This is a genomic window from Nocardia sp. NPDC059691, assembly GCF_042733915.1.
GTDB classification, from domain to species: Bacteria; Actinomycetota; Actinomycetes; order Mycobacteriales; family Mycobacteriaceae; genus Nocardia; species Nocardia sichangensis.
On sequence record NZ_JBHWFB010000001.1, the window covers coordinates 565,718 to 582,941 of the forward strand.

Consider the following 17,224-nt stretch of genomic DNA (forward strand, 5'->3'; position numbering starts at 1 on the left):
CGTCAGTGCTCGGTTTCCACGCCGGTCTCCGCCAATGGAGTCGGCGTGGAGCCGTTGCGGGAGTATCCGATGCGCGGCGGAGCGGGCGCGGGTTCCGGCGGCTGAGGCCGCCGGGTGCGGGCCAGATAGGCCACGCCACCCGCCAACGCGACAGCGGCGGCGAGAAGGAGCCGATTACGTGAACGCGACGAGACATGCAGGCGCCCAGAGGTCATTGGACCACTCTATGCACAGCCCGGTGATTCGCGCAGGAGGCCCAGCTCACAGCACGGTCCGGCCCAGTTCCGCGGCCGCGTCGCCGACCGTGGCACGATGGGCGGCGTGACCTCACCGAATCAGACATCCGTGGCAACGCTGCACACGAATCACGGCGATATCAAGCTCGCGCTTTTCGGTAACCACGCGCCCAAGACGGTCCGCAACTTCCTAGGTCTCGCCGACGGTTCGGCTCCCTACACCACCGCGAACGCCAGCGGAGGCAACAGCGGCCCGTTCTATGACGGCGCCCTGTTCCATCGCGTGATGGCCGGTTTCATGATTCAGGGTGGCGATCCCACCGGGACCGGTCGCGGCGGCCCCGGCTACGAATTCGGCGACGAGTTCCACCCCGAGCTGCGGTTCGACCGTGGCTACCTGCTGGCGATGGCCAACGCGGGGCCGGGCACCAACGGCTCCCAGTTCTTCATCACCGTTCGTCCGCAGCCGCACCTCAACCGCAAGCACACCATCTTCGGTGAAGTCGTGGACCCGGACTCCCGGAAGGTCGTCGACGCCATCGCGACCACCAGGACCGATCGCAACGACCGGCCCGTGGAGCCCGTCGTCATCACCAAGATCACGATCGAATGAGACTATGAATCCCCAGCCGCCCGCACCCACCTGCGTCCGCCATCCGAATCGCCCGACCGGCCTGGCCTGCACGCGGTGCGGGCGGCCGTCCTGTGCGGAGTGCCTGCGACCCGCGGCCGTCGGTCAGCACTGTGTCGACTGTCTGCGCGCGGATCAGCGCGACGTCGCGCCGGTGCGGACGGTCTCGGGCGCGGCAGCGCCCCGGATGTCCGCACCCTATGTGACCTATGCGCTGATCGCGATCAACGTGGTGATCTACGCGATTACCGCGGCGCAGGCCAAGAGCCTGATGGACAACCAGCGTGGCTCCGCGCTGTTCTTCGATTGGGTGCTGTTCGCGCCGGCGGTCGCGGACGGCGAATGGTGGCGGGTGCTCGGTTCCGGGTTCCTGCACTACGGCCCCATTCACCTGCTGCTGAACATGTTCGCGCTGTATGTGGTGGGCCGGGATGCCGAATTGGTGCTGGGCCGGCTGCGCTACCTGGCGGTGTACCTGGTCTCGTTGCTCGGCGGATCCGCCGGGGTCCTGCTTTTGGCGCAGAACAGTCTCACGGCGGGTGCGTCGGGCGCGGTATACGGCCTGTTCGGTGCGATCACGATCATTCTGCTCCGGTTGCGGCAGAACCCGAATCAGATGCTGATCATCATCGGCATCAACGTGTTCATCAGCCTGTCACTGCCCGGCATCTCGCTCTGGGGTCATCTCGGCGGTCTGGCCGCGGGTACCGTCGCCACGCTCGGCATTCTGTTCCTGCCGGGTTGGCTGCGAGTGCGCACTCCGCAAGCGGCACGGACGGTCGGCTGGATCGCGGTGGCGCTCGTGGCGTTCGCGGCGCTGGGGCTGGTGGCTGTGGGCGCGATCACTTCGACTGCCTGACAGGGGGATTCGCTTCACGTGAAACATTCGCGGCCGGGTTTGCCGAATGTCCCGGCCGCGGCGTCGTCAGCGGGTCTTGTCCTGGGTGAGCCGCAGGGCTTCGACCAGGTCTTGATATACGAACTCGGGATTGGCGCCCAGATCCCAGCGGCCGAAGATCAGCAGCCGGTCCACCCCGTCGTGCTGGACGTCGAGTTCCAGCATCGGCATCTTCCGCCCGAGACGGCGGTAGCTCACCACACGGGCGCGCACGATTTGCTCGGGGGTGTATTCGTCGGGCCCCGTCAGGGTGCGGACGACCATGCGTGGTTGCGCGCCGGGCACCACGGACAGTCGCGGGCGTTGCCGGAACCCGAGCGCGGCGAGGGCGAGCAATCCGGCCGCTGCCAGTCCTACGAGCAGGCGGCTCGCCGCCTCGTTGGTGATCACCGCCGCGACGGCCAACGCGACGCCGCCCGCGGCGACCGCGACGAGCGCGGAGGTCGGCGTGGTCCAGGCCAGGCTCGGCTCGTCATGGTCCGGCGAGCCGGGGACCGCGGACTCCGAACTCACGGCACTCCCCAATCGCTCCTCGAGTTGTCCACAGGCTCATCCACAGGTGTGCATGAATGACACGTCTGTAATCCGCGCGATGTCGCCGCTCAGCGCCAGCGCATCGTCATGATCAGGCCCACCACCATCAGACCGAAGCCGATCAGGAAGTTCCAGGCGTTGAGATCGTTCATCCAGCTGATCTGCTCGGCCGCCAAGTAGTAGACGAGCAGCCAGGCCAGCCCGGCGAGCATGAATCCGAGCATGATGGCGACATACCAGACCGGCGACGGCCCGGCCTTCACCTTCACCGGCGTCCGGCTGGCGGGGTTGATCGTATAGTCGGTCTTCTTACGGACCTTCGACTTGGGCATGACGTCCTCGTATTCGGCGTGCAGGTCGTGGTCTCTAGGCTATCCCAACAGGTAATGGATGCGACGCGGTGCCGTGCGGGCACGTAATCTCGATGCCATGCGTGTTCTGGTCGTCGACAATTACGACAGCTTCGTCTTCAACCTGGTGCAGTACCTCGGTCAACTGGGTGTCGACGCGGTCGTCTGGCGTAACGACGATCCGAATCTGGCCGACGTCGCCGCGGTGGTCCGTGACTTCGACGGCATTCTGATCAGTCCAGGCCCCGGCACTCCGGACCGTGCGGGCGCCAGTATCCCGTTGGTGCGCGCCTGCGCGGAAGAAAATGTCCCGCTGCTGGGCGTGTGCCTCGGCCATCAGGCGATCGGGGAGGCCTTCGGCGCCACCGTCACCAGGGCTCCCGAGTTGCTGCACGGGAAGACGAGCGAGGTCTTCCACATCGGCGCCGGCGTGCTGGCCGGCCTTTCCGACCCGTTCACCGCCACGCGGTACCACTCCCTCACCGTGCTCGAGGACACCCTGCCGGAGGAGATCGAGGTGCTCGGGCGCACCGAGAGCGGGATCGTGATGGCGATGCGGCATCGCACCTTGCCCATCCACGGTGTGCAGTTCCACCCGGAATCGGTGCTCACCCAGGGCGGGCACCGAATGCTGGCGAACTGGTTGGGCGTGTGCGGTGAGCGTCCCGCCGAAGGGTTGGTGCAGACGCTGGAGGCGGAGGTCGCCGCGCTGGTGCTGCAGTGACCCGTCCGCATGTGCTCCTGTCGGTCGCGACGAGTATCGACGGGTACATCGACGACGCGAGCCCCGAGCGGTTGCACTTGTCCGACGCGGCGGACTTCGATCGTGTCGACCAAGTCCGCGCGGACTCCGACGCCATTCTCATCGGAGCGCAGACCCTGCGCAGCGACAATCCGCGACTGCTCGTCGGCAGCGCCGAGCGCAGGGCGGCCCGCCTCGCCGCGGGCAAGCCGGAGTATCCGTTGAAGGTGACGGTCTCCGCGAGCGGCGAGCTCGATCCCGAATTGCGGTTCTGGCACCACGGCGGCGGCAAGCTCGTCTACACCACCGCGGCGGGTGCGGCGAAGCTCACCACCAGGCTGAGCGGACTGGCCGATGTGGTGGATCTCGGCACCGAACTCGACTTCGGTGCGCTGTTGGACGATCTGGGCCGCCGGGGCGTCGACCGGCTCATGGTGGAGGGCGGCACCCGCATCCATACCGCGTTCCTCGCCGCCGATCTGGCCGACGAACTGCACCTTGCGGTGGCCCCGATCCTGGTGGGTGACGTCGCGGCTCCGCGCTTCCTCGACCCGGCCGATTTCCCGGGGGCGCCCCACCGCAGGATGCGGCTGGCGGGCGTGACGCAAGTCGGCGATGTCGCCGTGCTGCGGTATCTGCCGAAGGCCGACCGGATCTGACGCCGGGTCGTGCCACGACGAAGGCGCGACGCACCGCGGACGACGGTCCGCCGTCCGCGGCCGGGCGTCGGCTCACACCACACCTCGACCGGATTGTGCTGCCCGCCCTAACTCCCTCGAGTTCGCATCGCCGGACGGCAGACCGTTGTCGAAGTGCACAGGTCGATCCGAGGGGGCGGTGGGATACCGCCCTCCGCACCGGTTCGAAATCTACGGACGCCCGTAGACGGCGGTCACGAACTCGCCGAGCTGGTTATCGTCCAGATGCCTGGCCAGGTCCGCTTCGCTGATCATGCCGACCAGCCGCTTGTCCTCGATGACGGGCATGCGCTTGACCCGGTTGCTCTCCATTTCATCGAGGACTTCCTCGATGTCGGCGTTGGCATCGACCCACCGCGGCGTCGCTTCGCACAGTTCCTCGACCCGGCAGTTCGCGGGGATCTTGCCCTGAGCGATGCACTTCACCACGATGTCGCGGTCGGTGACGATGCCGCACATCCGTTCGTTGTCGTCCGAGACGATCAGCGACCCGACGTTGAGTTCGGCCATGGTGCGCGCGGCCTGCTCGATAGTCGTGTCCTTGGAGATCCACTGAACGCCGGGCTTCATGATGTCCCTGGCAGTGGTCATGAGCTACCTCCTCGTGCTCAGCTGCGCTGATTGGGATGGAGCAGCATCATTCTCCCGCAATTCACACCGGTTGGTCTCGTTTTCTGGATACCGGTGACCACGCCCGATCACGGCGGACCGAGTACCCCCACACCGACCAGGATGGCGCTGTTCTTCTGGATCGAACTGCCCGCGGACGGCTGCTGACTGAGTATGCGTCCGACATTGCCCGCGTCGAAGGTTCCCTGCGGCGACTGGCTGATCTGGCTGGTGCTGCCGGTCCAACCTTCCGCGCGCAGCTTCTCCACCGCCTGCGAGACGGTGAGACCGACCAGCGACGGCATCTTCAGATCGCCCGCGGACACCTGGACGGTAACCGTGGAGCCCTTCTCCGCGTTGCTGCCGCCGGCCGGGCTGGAGGCGACCACCTCACCCTTCGGCTTCGAGGACTGCACCTCTTGCACAACGACCTTGAAACCGTTGCCCTCGATATTCGGCTGAGCCACGTCGATCGTCTGGCCGACGACGTAGGGGACGCGAACCGCTTCCGGTCCGGTGCCGATCGTGACGACGACTTCCCAGTCCACGTCGACCTTCGAACCCGGCGACGGATTCTGCTCGATCACCTGATCCTTCTCGGCGGTGCTCGACGGTTTGCGCTCGATGTTCGAGTTGATCCGCAGGCCTTTGGAATTCAACACCTGCTCGGCTTGCTCCTGGGTCAGCCCCGTGAGCTTCGGCACCTGCACTTGGGCGGGCCCGGAGGACACCTGAACCGTGACGGTGCTTCCCTCGTCGATCCGCGAGCCGCCCAAGGGTTGGGTCGCGATGACGTTGCCCGTGGCGACCTTGCCGTCGGGCTTCTGCTGGATCGCCACCGTGAAGCCGAGCTTCTGCAGCGCGTCCTGCGCCTGTTGCGAGGACTTGTTGGACAGATCGGGAACGGCTACCTGGTCCGGCCTGCTGCCCGGCCCGAGCAGCACCCAGAACAAAGCGAAAGCCACGGCGACGGCCGCGACGGCGCCGAGCGCGATGTAGGCGGTTCGGCGCTGGCCGTTCGGTTCGGCCGGGTCTTGCTCTGCGGTGTCGTCGTGGCGTTCGACGGTGCGGTAGTTCCGCGGCGGAGGCTCGTCCGCGCTCATGAAGGTGGTGCGGTCCTCGTCGGTCATCACCATGGGGGCGCTGGGCTTCTGGCCGCCGAGTACCCGGATCAGGTCGGCGCGCATCTCGGCGGCGGACTGGTACCGGTTGGCCGGGTTCTTGCTCATCGCCTTGAGCACGACCGAGTCCAGCTCGCGGGGCACCCCCGCGTGCACGTGCGAGGGCAGCCGCGGATCTTCCCGGACGTGCTGGTAGGCGACGGCGACCGGGGAGTCACCCGTGAAAGGCGGCTCCCCGGTGAGGATTTCGAACAGCACACAACCCACGGAGTAGACGTCCGAGCGTGCGTCCACCGTCTCTCCGCGCGCCTGTTCCGGCGACAGGTACTGCGCGGTGCCGATCACCGCCGCGGTCTGCGTCATCGGGTTGGAGCTGTCGGCGATCGCGCGCGCGATGCCGAAGTCCATCACCTTCACCGCGCCGGACCGATTGATCATGATGTTGGCGGGCTTCATGTCGCGGTGCACGATCCCGGCCTTGTGGCTGAAATCCAAGGCGGCGCAGACGTCAGCGACGACTTCCATCGCTCGGCGCGGCGGCAGCGGCCCCTTGCCGCGCACGATGTCACGCAGTGTGTCGCCGTCGACGTACTCCATCACGATGTACGGCAGCGGGCCGCCGTCCACCTCGGCCTCACCGGTGTCGTAGACCGCGACGATGGCCGGATGATTGAGTGCGGCGGCATTCTGCGCTTCGCGCTTGAACCGCAGGTAGAACGTGGGATCGCGGGCGAGGTCCGCCCGCAGCACCTTGATCGCCACGTCGCGGCTCAGCCGGATGTCGCGGGCCTTGTGCACCTCGGACATACCGCCGAACCCGATGATCTCGCCCAGCTCGTAGCGAGACGAGAGATTCTTCGGGGTCGTCATGGCAGTCCTTGCGAAGAAGTGGCGGATCCGCTGCGAGTGGCCGAGGGCCCCCGGGCACCGGGAATCTCCGGGAATGGTAGGTCGAGAGTCGGGATGCGCGGGCGCGTTGCGGTGGCAGTGGGCGCGGTGGTCGTCGGCTTCGTCGTGCTCGGTGCCGTGGTGGTGGGCGGCGCGGTGGTCGTCGTCGGCTCCGGTGTCGTGGTCTTCGGCTCGGTGGTGGTCGGTTCGTAGGTCTCGGTTTCCACCGGCGCGGGCGCGGGCTTGGGGGTAGTCGTGGTGGCCACCGGCGGGACCGGCTTTGGGTTCGGTGCGACCGTCGCGGTCGGCGACGGCGTGGAATCCGGATTGGTGTCGCCACCGAAGAGCAGGTAGGCCGTGAGCGCGGCGAGCAGGACGGCGCCGATGCCGAGTCCGGTCAGCCATTTCTGGGCAGTGGTGAACCTCTTGTCGCCACCGGGCGGTCGATCGCCCGCCGTGCCACGGCTCAGCACGGTGGCCGGAGCCGCGATCGTGCCCGCGCGATTCGCCGCGCCCACCGCACCGGCCGCGGGCGTCGAGTAGCGCACCGTCGCCCCGTCGAAGTCGGGTGGCGTGGAGGGGATCACGGCGGTCGGGCCCGGCGGGAGCACCCGCGTGGCGCCGGTCAAGGGCGCGGCGGAATGGGTACCACTCGGCGGCGGCGGACGCCGGCCCGCGCGCACCGCGGCGACCGCGTCGGCGAACTCGCCGCCACTGGCGTAGCGGCGCGCCGGGTCCTTCTCCATCGTGATCTCGACCAGTTCGCGCACGTTGCCGGGCAGATCGGCCGGCATCGGGGGCGGCGTCTCACGCACGTGCTTCATGGCGACGGTGAGCGCGCCGTCGCCGGTGAACGGCCGCTGGCCTGCCAGCACTTCGTAGCCGACCACGGCGAGGGAGTAGACGTCGCTGGCCGCGGTGGCGTCCTCGCCGACCGCCTGTTCCGGTGCGATGTACTGCGCGGTGCCCATCACCATGCCGGTCTTGGTCACCGGGGAGGCGTCCACCGCCTTGGCGATACCGAAGTCGGTGATCTTCGCCTGACCGGTCGGGGTGACCAGGATGTTGCCCGGCTTCACGTCGCGGTGCACCACGCCCGCGCGGTGCGCCACCTCCAGGGCGCGGCCGGTCTGCTCGAGCAGGTCGAGGCCCTGGGCGACCGATAGCCTGCCCAGGCGGTTGAGCACCGTGTTCAGCGGCTCACCCTGGACGAATTCCATGACCAGGTAGGCGATCTCGCTGCCCTGCGGGTCGATCGTCTCGCCGTAGTCGTAGATGCCCGCGATGCCGGGGTGATTCAGCTGGGCGGTGGTCTTCGCCTCGGTGCGGAATCGATGCCGGAACGTCGGGTCGGCCGAGAACTCCGACTTCAGCACCTTGACCGCGACCCTGCGGTCCAACCTGGTGTCCAGCGCTTCCCAGACCTGGCCCATGCCGCCGGTCGCGATCAGTCGCTGCAGCCGGTACCGGTCGGCGATCATCGCACCGTTGTTCAGCATCGAGGTCCCCGTACCTTCACTCGCACATCCATATCGTTCAGCCCCCTCGAAGACCGGCGTCGAGAACCGCGCGAGCCACCGGCGCGGCGACCGAGCCACCGGTCGCGGCAAGCGCCCGGTCCCCACCGTTCTCCACGATCACCGCGATGGCGATCTTCGGGTTCTGCGCGGGGGCGAACGCGATGTACCAAGCATGCGGCGGCGTGTTGCGCGGGTTGCTCCCGTGCTCCGCGGTGCCGGTCTTGGACGCGATCTGATAACGGGTCTGGTTACCTCCAGAGGTGTTGCCCTCCGACGCGATCATCAGGTTGGTCACGGTCGACGCTACATCGGCGCTGACGGCTTGGCCGACCGAGACCGGCTTGGTCTTCGACAGCTCGCTCAGATCCGGGCCCTGCAACTGATCGACCAGGTAGGGCTCCATCCGGACGCCGCCGTTGGCGATGGTCGCCGCGACGACCGCGTTCTGCAGCGGGGTCAACGCCACGTCGCGCTGCCCGATGCTGCTCTGGGCCAGGGCGGCGTCGTCGGAGATGGTGCCGACGGTGCTCTCCGCCACCGGCATCGGGATCCCTCGGTGCGGGCCGATGCCGAACGCGGCCGCCTCGTCCTTGAGATTCGCGGCACCCACCTTGACGCCGAGTTCGGCGAACGCGGTGTTGCACGAGCGACGGAACGCTTCGAACAGCGAAGCTGTCGGGTTGGGACCGCACGTGGAGCCGTTGTAGTTCTCCAGCGTGGTGCTGGTGCCGGGCAGCGTGATGTTCGGCGCGGCGGTGAACTGGTCGTCGGGAGTCGCGGCGCCGTTGGACAGCGCCGCGGCGGTGACCACGACTTTGAACGTGGATCCGGGCGGATAGGTCTGCGAGATGGCGCGATTCAGCATGGGGTGGTGCGGATCCGCGCTCAGCGTTTCCCACGCCTGGGTGCCGCGCGCACCGTCGTGCCCGGACAGCAGGTTCGGGTCGTAGCTGGGCGTGGAGACCATGGTCAGGATCTTGCCGGTGCTCGGCTCGATCGCCACCACCGAACCGGTGTAGCCCTTGCTGGTCATCTGGTCGTAGGCCACTTGCTGCATCAGCGGGTTGAGCGTGGTGACCACGTTGCCGCCGCGCGGGTCGCGGCCGGAGATGAGGTCGACGAGGCGGCTGCCGAACAGTTGACTGTCGGAGCCGTTGAGCACCGAGTCCTCAGCACGCTCCAGTCCGGTGCTGCCGTACTGCATCGAGTAGAAACCGGTGGCGGGTGCGTACGCCTCCGGCTCGCTCGGGTACGTGCGCAAGTACTTGTAGCGGTCATCGGTCGCGACCGAGCCGGCCAGCACGGTGCCGCCTGCCGAGATCTGCCCGCGCTGGCGGGCGTACTCGTCCAGCAGAACCCGGGAGTTGCGCGGATCGGAGCGCAGGTCGTCGGCCTTGATCACTTGGACGTAGGTGGCGTTCGCCAGCAGTGCGACGACCATCACCATCACCGCGATCGCGACTCGGCGTAGTGGAGTGTTCATGTCAGCGGCCCCGCCTCCGGTCGCCCGCCATCGCGCCGCAGCAGTTCGGTCTGCGCGTCGGCGATCGGCGCCGGTTCCTTCTTGCGCACCGGGGCGGGTGCGCGGGCGGCGTCGGAGATCTTGATCAGCAACGCCAGCAACGCGTAGTTGGCCAGCAGCGAAGACCCGCCGTAGGACATGAACGGGGTGGTGAGACCGGTCAGCGGAATCAGCTTGGTCACACCCCCGACCACGACGAACAGCTGGATCGCGATGGTGAACGACAGGCCGGCCGCGAGCAATTTGCCGAAGCTGTCGCGCACCGCGAGGGCGGTGCGCAGCCCGCGCACGACGAATACCAGGAACAGCGCCAGCACCGCGGCGAGCCCGATCAGGCCGAGTTCCTCGCCGATGGTGGTGACGATGAAGTCGGTCTTGGCGAACGGCACCTGGTTCGGCCTGCCGCTGCCGAGGCCGGTCCCGGCGAGACCGCCGGTGGCCAGGCCGAACAGCGACTGCGAGATCTGATAGCCGGTGTTGTTGTAGTCGTCGAACGGGTGCAGCCAGGTCTCCACCCGGACCCGCACGTGGCCGAACAATTGATAGGCGAAGACGAATCCGAGCGCGAGCAGTCCGCCGCCGATGACCAGCCAGCCGACCCGTTCGGTGGCGATGTAGAGCATCACGAGCACCGTGCTGAAGATCAGCAGCGAGGTGCCGAGATCCTTCTCGAACACGAGCACGCCGATGCAGACGACCCAGACGGCCAGGATCGGTCCGAGGTCGCGGCCGCGCGGGAACTCCATGCCGAGCACATGGCGACCGGCGGCGGTGAAGATCTCGCGCTTGGCCACCAGGACCGAGGCGAAGAAGATGATCAGCAGGATCTTCGCGAACTCACCCGGCTGGACACTGAACCCGGGCAGCCGGATCCAGATCTTCGCGCCGTTGGTCTCGGAGAACGCGCTCGGCAGCAGAGCCGGAATGGCCAGCGCGACAAGGCCGATGAGGCCGAGGGTGTAGCTGTAGCGGGCCAGGGTGCGGTAGTCGCGCAGCGCGATCAGCAGCGTGATGAACACGAGCGTGCCCAGCGCGGTCCACAGGATCTGCTGATTGGCGTCGGGGGAGGGGGTCGCCCACGAGTTGTAGGCGGCGGTCTGCTGGTCGGCCAGGTCGAGCCGGTGGATCAGCACGAGACCGAGTCCGTTGAGCAACGCCACGATCGGCAACAGCAGGGGGTCGGCGAACGGGGCGAACCGCCGCACGGCCAGGTGCGCCACCGCGAACAACGCCAGGTAGGCCAAGCCGTATTTGGCGATATCCAAGGTGATCGACTGTTCCTGACTGGCCTCGACCAGGAACAGGGACGCCGTGGTGATCACCGCCGCCGCCCCGAGCAGCAGAAGTTCGACGTTGCGTCTGGTGCTCGGCGGTGGCGCGGGAGCGAAGCCGCCAGGGGGACTGGGAAAAGCCCCAGCCGACGGCGGTGCCGGCGCGGACATCAGTCCGTCACCCGGCAGTTCTCCCCCGCGGTCTGGGGGGCGGGCGACGTGCTCGACGGCGGGACAGGAGCCTCCGACTTCGTCGGTGTCTTGATTTCGGTGCCCCTGGCGTCACCCTGTTCCGGCGCCGGTGCCGGTGCCGGTGCCGGCGCGGGCGCGGCGGTGGCCGGTGCGGGCTGAGCGCCGTTGGGCGCGGGGGCCGGGGTCTCGGCAGGCGACGGGACGACACCCGGCTGCGGCGCCGATTCCTTGACCGGGCACGGCGGCAGCAGTTCTCGCTGGGCGAGGTAGGTCATCGAGTCCCTGGCCTTGTCCAGCGAGCCCGGCGGCAAGCCCTTGTCCACCTGCTCGCGGCCGGTCTGCTTCAGATCGGTGACCTTCAGCGGCTTGCACGCCGACGGCAGACTCTCGCCGGGCTCGGTCAGGGTGAGTTCCCCGTTGCGGGTCACACATCCGACGAGATTCACGTCGTGGATCGAGTAACCGAGGATGGAACCGGGCAGCCCGCGCAGGATCACCACCGAACCGTCGTCGGCGCCGACGTAGTAGTTGCTGCGGATCATCTTGTAGCCGACCACGAGGCCCACGCAGACCGCGACGATGAGCGCGAGCGCGAGCACGATCCAGCGCAACCGGTGCGACTTCTTCGCGGGCGGCTCGGGCGCGGCGGCGGCCCGGCGCGGCGCGGCGCGCGGCGGGCGCAACGCGGAGGCCCGGCCTGCGGCGGTGTTCGGCGGCGGCGTGTCCTCGTCGACGCCGGAGGCGGCGCCCGCGACGATCGGGTGGCTCTGGCCGTAGTCCAGGTCGATGACATCGGCGACGACGACGGTCACGTTGTCCGGACCGCCGCTGCGCAACGCCAGCTCGATGAGCCGGTCGGCGCACTCGTCGGTGCTGCCCTCGCGCATCGTGTTCGCGATGGTCTCGTCGCTGACCACGTCGGAGAGACCGTCGGAACACAGCAGGTAGCGGTCACCGGCGCGCGCTTCGCGCATGATCAGCGTCGGCTCGATCTCGTTGCCGGTGAGCGCGCGCATGATCAGCGAGCGCTGCGGGTGCGTGTGCGCCTGCTCCGGTGTGATCCTGCCCTCGTCGACCAGCGATTGGACGAAGGTGTCGTCCCGGGTGATCTGGCCGAGCTCGCCGCCACGCAGCAGGTAGGCGCGCGAGTCGCCGATGTGCACGAGGCCGAGTTTCTTGCCCGCGAACAGGATCGCGGTGAGCGTGGTGCCCATGCCGTCGAGCTCGGGCTCCTCCTCGACCTGATCGGCGATGGCGGCGTTGCCTTCTCGGGTGGCCGCGTCGAGCTTGCCGAGCAGATCGTCGCCGGGCTCGTCGTCGTCGAGGTGGGCGAGCGCGGCGATCATCAACTGGGACGCGACTTCTCCCGCGGCATGGCCGCCCATGCCGTCGGCGAGTGCGAGCAGCCGGGCGCCCGCGTACACGGAATCTTCGTTGTTGCCTCGGACGAGACCGCGGTCGCTGCGCGCTGCGTAGCGGAGAACAAGTGTCACGATCGCAGCTCGATCACTGTTTTGCCGACACGGACAGGCGTGCCGAGTGGAACACGGACGGCGGTGGTGACTTTCGCGCGATCGAGGTAGGTGCCGTTCGTCGAGCCGAGGTCCTCGACGTACCAGTCGTCACCACGCGGAGACAGTCGCGCATGCCTGGTCGAGGCGTAGTCATCGGTGAGTACCAGCGTGGAGTCGTCCGCACGCCCGATCAGCACCGGTTGGGTGCCGAGCGAGATGCGAGTGCCGGCGAGTGAACCCTGAGTCACCACAAGAAATTTGGCGCCCTTCTGGCCCCGGCTGAAGGAAGGCAGCACCGCGGAACCGCGTGCGGCCCTGGGCTGGATCCGAATGCCGGATGCCGCGTAGATGTCGCTGCGCAACGTGCGCAGCACAGCCCACACGAACAACCACAACAGCAGAAGGAACCCCGCACGGGTCAGTTGCAGGATCAGTCCCTGCACGGCGCTCCACCTCCTGTTCGACCGTGTACGTCGGTGCCGTAGGTGCGGTTCGACCACCCCCACCAGCCTGCTGGTCTTGCCGGCCCCGGTGTCGGCGCCGCGCGTGTGTTGGCAGCATCATAGGGCCGTCGGTCGATTTCGATCACGATACGACCGACGATTCCCTCGAGAGCCATGTCGTGACCTGCACCGCGAGCTTACGGGATCAGACGATACGGATCAGGATCTCGGAGTGCCCGGCACGGATGACGTCACCGTCGGCGAGTTGCCAATCCTGCACGGGGGAGCCGTTCACCAGGGTGCCGTTGGTGGAGCCGAGGTCGGACAACATCGCGGTCTGCCCGTCCCAGCGCACCTCGATGTGCCTGCGTGAGACACCTGTGTCGGGCAGCCGGAAGTGCGCGTCCTGGCCGCGGCCGATGATGTTGCTGCCTTCCCGCAGCTGGTAAGTGCGGCCGCTGCCGTCGTCCAGCTGAAGCGTCGCCGAATAGCCCGAACCGGCCTGCGGGGCGGCGCCGTAGCCTTGCCCGCCCGCGTAGCCCTGCTGCGCGCCGTACCCCGGTTGCTGCGAGTATGCCTGACCGTAGCCGCCCTGGTCGTCCTGAGCGTAGCCGCCTTGGTCGGCGTAGTTCTGATCGCCGTAGCTCGGATCGGTGTACCCCGACTGCCCGTAGCCGGGCTGACCGTACCCTTGCTGGCCGTAGCCTTGGTCGGCGTAGCCCTGCTGGCCGTAGCCCTGGTCGCTGTAGCCCTGCTGGCCGTAGGCCTGGTCGCCGTAGCCTTGCTGGCCGTACCCGCGCTCGCCGTAGCCGCTCTGCTGGCCGTAGCCGGACTCGCCGTAGCCGCCCTGCTGGCCGCCGTAGCCGGACTCGCCGTAACCACCCTGCTGCCCGTAGCCCTGGCCACCCTGCGGGTAGTCGTAGCCGTTCTGATAGTCGCCGTAACCCTGCTGCGCGTCCGGAGCCTGGTAATCCGCCCCGTATGCGCCGCCACGGCCGTAGTCGTCGCGGTACGCGCCGTTCTGCGGGCCGCCGCGTCCGGCAGGCGGTGGAGCGTACCCGCGGTTGCGTGGATCGGACTCCGCGGGCTCACGGCTCGGGTCGTAGCCTGAGTTCTGCGTCATGGGGCCAGCTCCTGGTTGCGGGTGTGCAGGTCGTTGTGGCGGTGATTCGGGGCCGCGAGCCGCGCTGGCTCTGTGTCCGGCGTCGGGATCGACGCGGCCACTCGCCCTGAACTGTCCGGTGTGCAGCGTAGGTGATGCCTCGAACGCCACGTGTACTTCGCCGTAGGTCTGCCAGCCTTGCTCGCGGATGTAGTCCTGTAGATGTTTGGCGAATGCGCGGGTGGTGAGGTCGTGGTCGGCATCCAACTGCTGGTGATCGGAGGCGTTGATCGTGATCACATAGCTGTTGGGTGCCAGCAGGTGCCCGCCGCCCAGGTCCTGGACATGATCGGCGGCCTCGCGTTGCAGCGCCGCCTCCACCTCCTGGGGTACGACACTGCCGCCGAAGACTCTGGCGAACACGTCACCGACGGCGCCTTGCAGGCGACGCTCGAATCGCGAAACGATGCCCATCTCGGCCTCCCTTCGGTGCGCGTCTCTTCCTGATTCGTAACAACGACACGCGTGTATGGCGTGTCGTTAATCGACCACGTTCATTGCATGATATCCACGATCGTCCACACCTGTAACTCTTGGCGACGGCCCCAGGTTCCCGGACCCGTTCAGCCCCCCGGTCAGGCCTCTGAAATGGCGATTTCGTATCCAGCGCGCCGCCGTGATACTGTCTCCCAGTCGCTCGGGCGAGTGGCGGAATGGCAGACGCGCTGGCTTCAGGTGCCAGTGTCCTTCGGGACGTGGGGGTTCAAGTCCCCCTTCGCCCACAGACGGAAGCCGCGCATCAAGTGCTGATGCGCGGCTTTCTCTTTGCAGTCGGAAGGCCGCGTCGATCGTGTGACGGATGTCCCGACCCGGCCGGTCAGTGTCTTCCCACCGCGGGTAGCACTCCCAACTGTTGCAAGAACCCCAGCACGTCCTTGTCGGACCACTTCTCGGCGAGCTTGCCGTCGGCGATCCGGTGGATCGCGGTACCCGTCACCGTCAGTTCGCGCCCGGTCGCCGGTATGCCGGGCAGGTCCCTGGTGTGACGCCCGTACGCGGTCAGCCGCGTGACGACCCGGTCGCCTTCCGCGACTTGGTCCTCGATCTCGTGCCGCCCTGGAGTGGCGGCCCAGAACATGCGAAAGGCCTGCTTCAGGCCTTCTCGGCCGGGGCCGATGCCGGGAAACGGCGGCGGCGAGTGATCGATGTAGTCCTCCGCGACGAGGTCGTCCATGGCGTCGATGTTTCCCGCGTCGATCTCCCGATAGAACCTGCGGACCAGTGCCTTGTTGGTTTCCAGCGACATGATCGGGCCTCCTCCTCGCGGGTCGAGCGAACCGTCGAGGCGGTTCGCCGAGTCTCGCGTCGCGTGGCAGCAACCTGTCTCATTCGAGATGGGCATACCCAACAAGATTTATGGCGAACTATCAGAAAATGTAGTGCGCCGCGTCAGACCACCAGCCCGTGGCGGTCGAGGAAGCGCTGTTCGAACGCGGCGACGAATTGCCCATGATCGATGGCCGACGACGAGTGCACGAATTCGCCGTCGTCGGCGATATAGAACACCGCTCGGTGGGCTGGTGTGTTCTCGGGAGCGGGCACGTGCACCATCCAGCCGAAGCGCAAGCGGTCGGCGGTCAGCTGCGCCAGCGGGTATCCGGTGGTGTCCAGCTGCCGACCGGTGATGTAGTCCCGTACCCGGCTGATCGCCTGTTCGGCGGGCATCGGCTCGGGCGCCGTGGACAGCAGCCCGGCGGCCGAGAATTGATAGAGCGCGCCGTCGATGTCGAAACGGCTGTCATCGCCGAAGACAGCGATCAGCGCCGCTCGCGTCACCCCTCCCGTCTCGGCGGCGGACAGTAAGGCTCCGATGGCCTCCGACGCGTCCTGGTTCGGGACCAGGCCCGCCACGATCTTGATGGTCGTTTCCCGCGTCCACACGCCCGGCACCGCGGGCGCGCATTCCTGCGCGGACGGTGACTGCCCGCGGTACCAGCGCCCCGCTTCCCACCAGTAGCAGAAGGACAGCAGGCCCGAAGCAGCCCGCGGATTCAAAACCGGGTCGGCGACCCAATCCGGCGCGCCGCCGTACAGCTCCGGCATCGGTGCGCCCGCGTTGTACACGGCGTCCAAGATCGGCGCATTCCATACTCCGCCGGACAACACGGCTCGCCCGGCCGGAAGCGCGTGCAACGTCGACCCACCGCGTGCGGTGCCTTCGAACACGCCGACCCAGGGCAGCATCCGCGGACCCCATTCCGACTTCGCGGCCACGAAAGCCGCCGCGATGGTCGTCCATCGGGCCCACATCTGCGGGAACGGCGGGAACTCGTTCTCCGCGAGCACCGCCCACACCTGTTCGGCCCGGTCGGCACGCGCTTGGGCGGCGGCCTGCTGTGGAGTGCGCCGCTGCCGGTCGCCGTGGCCGATATAGGCGGCCAACCACACAGGTACTTTCCGGCGCGGATACGCCTCGAGATCGGCCCGATATGCCTCCGGGACGAACAGCTGACCGTCCGGGAAGGGCTCGTCGCCGTAGTCGTATTCGACGTCGATCTCGCCGGAAATCCGCAGCGCGATCGTCATCCGCCACCACGGTTCCCGACCGGAGCTTGCGGCGACCGCACGATGCTCTCGCACCAGGGCAAGCGTCGGCTCCGGCGGGTCCACCGGCATCACTTGCTCGCCGACTGTGTACACGAGCTGGGCGAGCTCACCCGCCACCGTGACCGCGAACACCGCGTCCACCCGCTGCCAGCCCGTCGGCGCATGCGCCGCCAGCGCACGAGCAAGCGGGTGTTCGGCGGTCAGCCCACCGGGTTCGTCTGGCACATCGTCCTCCGTATCGATACCGAGCTACTGGTCGCGCCGCACACGGCCGGGTAAGCAGTATCCGTCTGTGCCGGCGACGCGAACGTCGAAGATAGCCGGGCGCGACGGGTGTCAATCTGCT

At 67.8% G+C, this 17,224-nt stretch carries 17 protein-coding genes and 1 tRNA gene; 5 read left to right on the plus strand and 13 right to left on the minus strand.

The annotated features are described in order from the left end of the window. Positions 1-2 precede the first annotated feature (2 nt). The gene (locus ACFV2O_RS02645; protein WP_355073399.1) at positions 3-215 is read right to left on the minus strand and encodes a hypothetical protein; all 213 of its coding nucleotides are present in this window, start codon (positions 213-215) and stop codon (positions 3-5) included. 106 nt (positions 216-321) lie between these two features. Between ACFV2O_RS02645 and ACFV2O_RS02650 the strand changes: the two genes are divergently transcribed. Then, complete coding sequence (locus ACFV2O_RS02650; RefSeq protein WP_379249664.1) at positions 322-849, plus strand: peptidylprolyl isomerase; 528 nt, start codon at positions 322-324, stop codon at positions 847-849. Positions 850-853: 4 nt separating this feature from the next. Continuing rightward, entirely contained in the window at positions 854-1,726 is an 873-nt protein-coding gene (locus tag ACFV2O_RS02655; protein ID WP_379249666.1) for a rhomboid family intramembrane serine protease, read from the plus strand. Between the two features lie 66 nt (positions 1,727-1,792). Here the strand turns inward: ACFV2O_RS02655 and ACFV2O_RS02660 are convergent, their stop codons facing one another. Both ACFV2O_RS02660 and crgA read right to left on the minus strand, forming a co-directional pair. Next, positions 1,793-2,278: a PH domain-containing protein gene (locus tag ACFV2O_RS02660; protein WP_379249668.1), complete on the minus strand. Its 486-nt coding sequence runs from the start codon at positions 2,276-2,278 to the stop codon at positions 1,793-1,795. Between the two features lie 89 nt (positions 2,279-2,367). Further along, a complete protein-coding gene (gene crgA, locus ACFV2O_RS02665; protein ID WP_039803465.1) occupies positions 2,368-2,631 on the minus strand; it encodes a cell division protein CrgA in 264 nt (87 codons plus the stop codon). Positions 2,632-2,728: 97 nt separating this feature from the next. Here crgA and ACFV2O_RS02670 point away from each other — a divergent pair, with 97 nt between their 5' ends. Together ACFV2O_RS02670 and ACFV2O_RS02675 are read left to right on the plus strand one after the other, a co-directional pair. Then, positions 2,729-3,373, plus strand: a complete 645-nt coding sequence (locus ACFV2O_RS02670; protein WP_355073392.1) for an aminodeoxychorismate/anthranilate synthase component II — start codon at positions 2,729-2,731, stop codon at positions 3,371-3,373. Continuing rightward, positions 3,370-4,050 carry a dihydrofolate reductase family protein gene (locus tag ACFV2O_RS02675; protein ID WP_355073390.1) on the plus strand — a complete coding sequence of 227 codons (681 nt, stop codon included), beginning with the start codon at positions 3,370-3,372 and terminating at the stop codon, positions 4,048-4,050. Before ACFV2O_RS02670 ends, ACFV2O_RS02675 begins: the two co-directional genes overlap by 4 nt. A gap of 210 nt (positions 4,051-4,260) precedes the next feature. Here the strand turns inward: ACFV2O_RS02675 and ACFV2O_RS02680 are convergent, their stop codons facing one another. The 8 genes from ACFV2O_RS02680 to ACFV2O_RS02715 form a co-directional block, all read right to left on the minus strand. Next, positions 4,261-4,680 carry a CBS domain-containing protein gene (locus ACFV2O_RS02680; protein WP_355073389.1) on the minus strand — a complete coding sequence of 140 codons (420 nt, stop codon included), beginning with the start codon at positions 4,678-4,680 and terminating at the stop codon, positions 4,261-4,263. Positions 4,681-4,787: 107 nt separating this feature from the next. After that, on the minus strand, positions 4,788-6,689 hold the full coding sequence (pknB, locus tag ACFV2O_RS02685) for a Stk1 family PASTA domain-containing Ser/Thr kinase (protein ID WP_355073387.1): 1,902 nt from the start codon (positions 6,687-6,689) through the stop codon (positions 4,788-4,790). Continuing rightward, a complete protein-coding gene (locus ACFV2O_RS02690) occupies positions 6,686-8,206 on the minus strand; it encodes a protein kinase (RefSeq protein ID WP_379249671.1) in 1,521 nt (506 codons plus the stop codon). The genes pknB and ACFV2O_RS02690 overlap by 4 nt, the downstream gene beginning before the upstream one ends. Positions 8,207-8,243: 37 nt before the next feature. Beyond that, positions 8,244-9,710: a peptidoglycan D,D-transpeptidase FtsI family protein gene (locus tag ACFV2O_RS02695; RefSeq protein WP_379249673.1), complete on the minus strand. Its 1,467-nt coding sequence runs from the start codon at positions 9,708-9,710 to the stop codon at positions 8,244-8,246. Next, positions 9,707-11,191: an FtsW/RodA/SpoVE family cell cycle protein gene (locus tag ACFV2O_RS02700; RefSeq protein ID WP_379249675.1), complete on the minus strand. Its 1,485-nt coding sequence runs from the start codon at positions 11,189-11,191 to the stop codon at positions 9,707-9,709. The genes ACFV2O_RS02695 and ACFV2O_RS02700 overlap by 4 nt, the downstream gene beginning before the upstream one ends. Next, positions 11,191-12,705, minus strand: a complete 1,515-nt coding sequence (locus ACFV2O_RS02705) for a PP2C family protein-serine/threonine phosphatase (protein WP_379249677.1) — start codon at positions 12,703-12,705, stop codon at positions 11,191-11,193. The genes ACFV2O_RS02700 and ACFV2O_RS02705 overlap by 1 nt, the downstream gene beginning before the upstream one ends. Continuing rightward, a complete protein-coding gene (locus ACFV2O_RS02710; RefSeq protein ID WP_014980860.1) occupies positions 12,702-13,169 on the minus strand; it encodes an FHA domain-containing protein in 468 nt (155 codons plus the stop codon). The genes ACFV2O_RS02705 and ACFV2O_RS02710 overlap by 4 nt, the downstream gene beginning before the upstream one ends. A 205-nt stretch (positions 13,170-13,374) precedes the next feature. Next, the gene (locus tag ACFV2O_RS02715; protein ID WP_379249679.1) at positions 13,375-14,745 is read right to left on the minus strand and encodes an FhaA domain-containing protein; all 1,371 of its coding nucleotides are present in this window, start codon (positions 14,743-14,745) and stop codon (positions 13,375-13,377) included. A 225-nt stretch (positions 14,746-14,970) separates the two neighbouring features. On the opposite strand from ACFV2O_RS02715, the gene ACFV2O_RS02720 reads away from it, so the two are divergent. Beyond that, positions 14,971-15,053: transfer RNA gene (locus ACFV2O_RS02720), tRNA-Leu, on the plus strand. Positions 15,054-15,148: 95 nt separating this feature from the next. Here the strand turns inward: ACFV2O_RS02720 and ACFV2O_RS02725 are convergent. Next, positions 15,149-15,577 carry an ester cyclase gene (locus ACFV2O_RS02725; RefSeq protein WP_379249681.1) on the minus strand — a complete coding sequence of 143 codons (429 nt, stop codon included), beginning with the start codon at positions 15,575-15,577 and terminating at the stop codon, positions 15,149-15,151. Between the two features lie 143 nt (positions 15,578-15,720). Beyond that, positions 15,721-17,103, minus strand: coding sequence for a hypothetical protein (locus tag ACFV2O_RS02730; protein ID WP_379249683.1), 1,383 nt, complete (start codon positions 17,101-17,103; stop codon positions 15,721-15,723). Positions 17,104-17,224: the final 121 nt, after the last annotated feature.

What these genes read in the sequence shown, in the direction of transcription:
- ACFV2O_RS02700 (WP_379249675.1), bottom strand. Translation starts at nt 11,191, where the DNA reads ATGTCCGCGCCGGCACCGCCGTCGGCTGGGGCTTTTCCCAGTCCCCCT.
- ACFV2O_RS02680 (WP_355073389.1), bottom strand. Translation starts at nt 4,680, where the DNA reads ATGACCACTGCCAGGGACATCATGAAGCCCGGCGTTCAGTGGATCTCC.
- pknB (WP_355073387.1), bottom strand. Translation starts at nt 6,689, where the DNA reads ATGACGACCCCGAAGAATCTCTCGTCTCGCTACGAGCTGGGCGAGATC.
- ACFV2O_RS02695 (WP_379249673.1), bottom strand. Translation starts at nt 9,710, where the DNA reads ATGAACACTCCACTACGCCGAGTCGCGATCGCGGTGATGGTGATGGTC.
- ACFV2O_RS02670 (WP_355073392.1), top strand. Translation starts at nt 2,729, where the DNA reads ATGCGTGTTCTGGTCGTCGACAATTACGACAGCTTCGTCTTCAACCTG.
- ACFV2O_RS02690 (WP_379249671.1), bottom strand. Translation starts at nt 8,206, where the DNA reads ATGCTGAACAACGGTGCGATGATCGCCGACCGGTACCGGCTGCAGCGA.
- ACFV2O_RS02715 (WP_379249679.1), bottom strand. Translation starts at nt 14,745, where the DNA reads ATGGGCATCGTTTCGCGATTCGAGCGTCGCCTGCAAGGCGCCGTCGGT.
- ACFV2O_RS02645 (WP_355073399.1), bottom strand. Translation starts at nt 215, where the DNA reads ATGACCTCTGGGCGCCTGCATGTCTCGTCGCGTTCACGTAATCGGCTC.
- crgA (WP_039803465.1), bottom strand. Translation starts at nt 2,631, where the DNA reads ATGCCCAAGTCGAAGGTCCGTAAGAAGACCGACTATACGATCAACCCC.
- ACFV2O_RS02655 (WP_379249666.1), top strand. Translation starts at nt 854, where the DNA reads ATGAATCCCCAGCCGCCCGCACCCACCTGCGTCCGCCATCCGAATCGC.
- ACFV2O_RS02725 (WP_379249681.1), bottom strand. Translation starts at nt 15,577, where the DNA reads ATGTCGCTGGAAACCAACAAGGCACTGGTCCGCAGGTTCTATCGGGAG.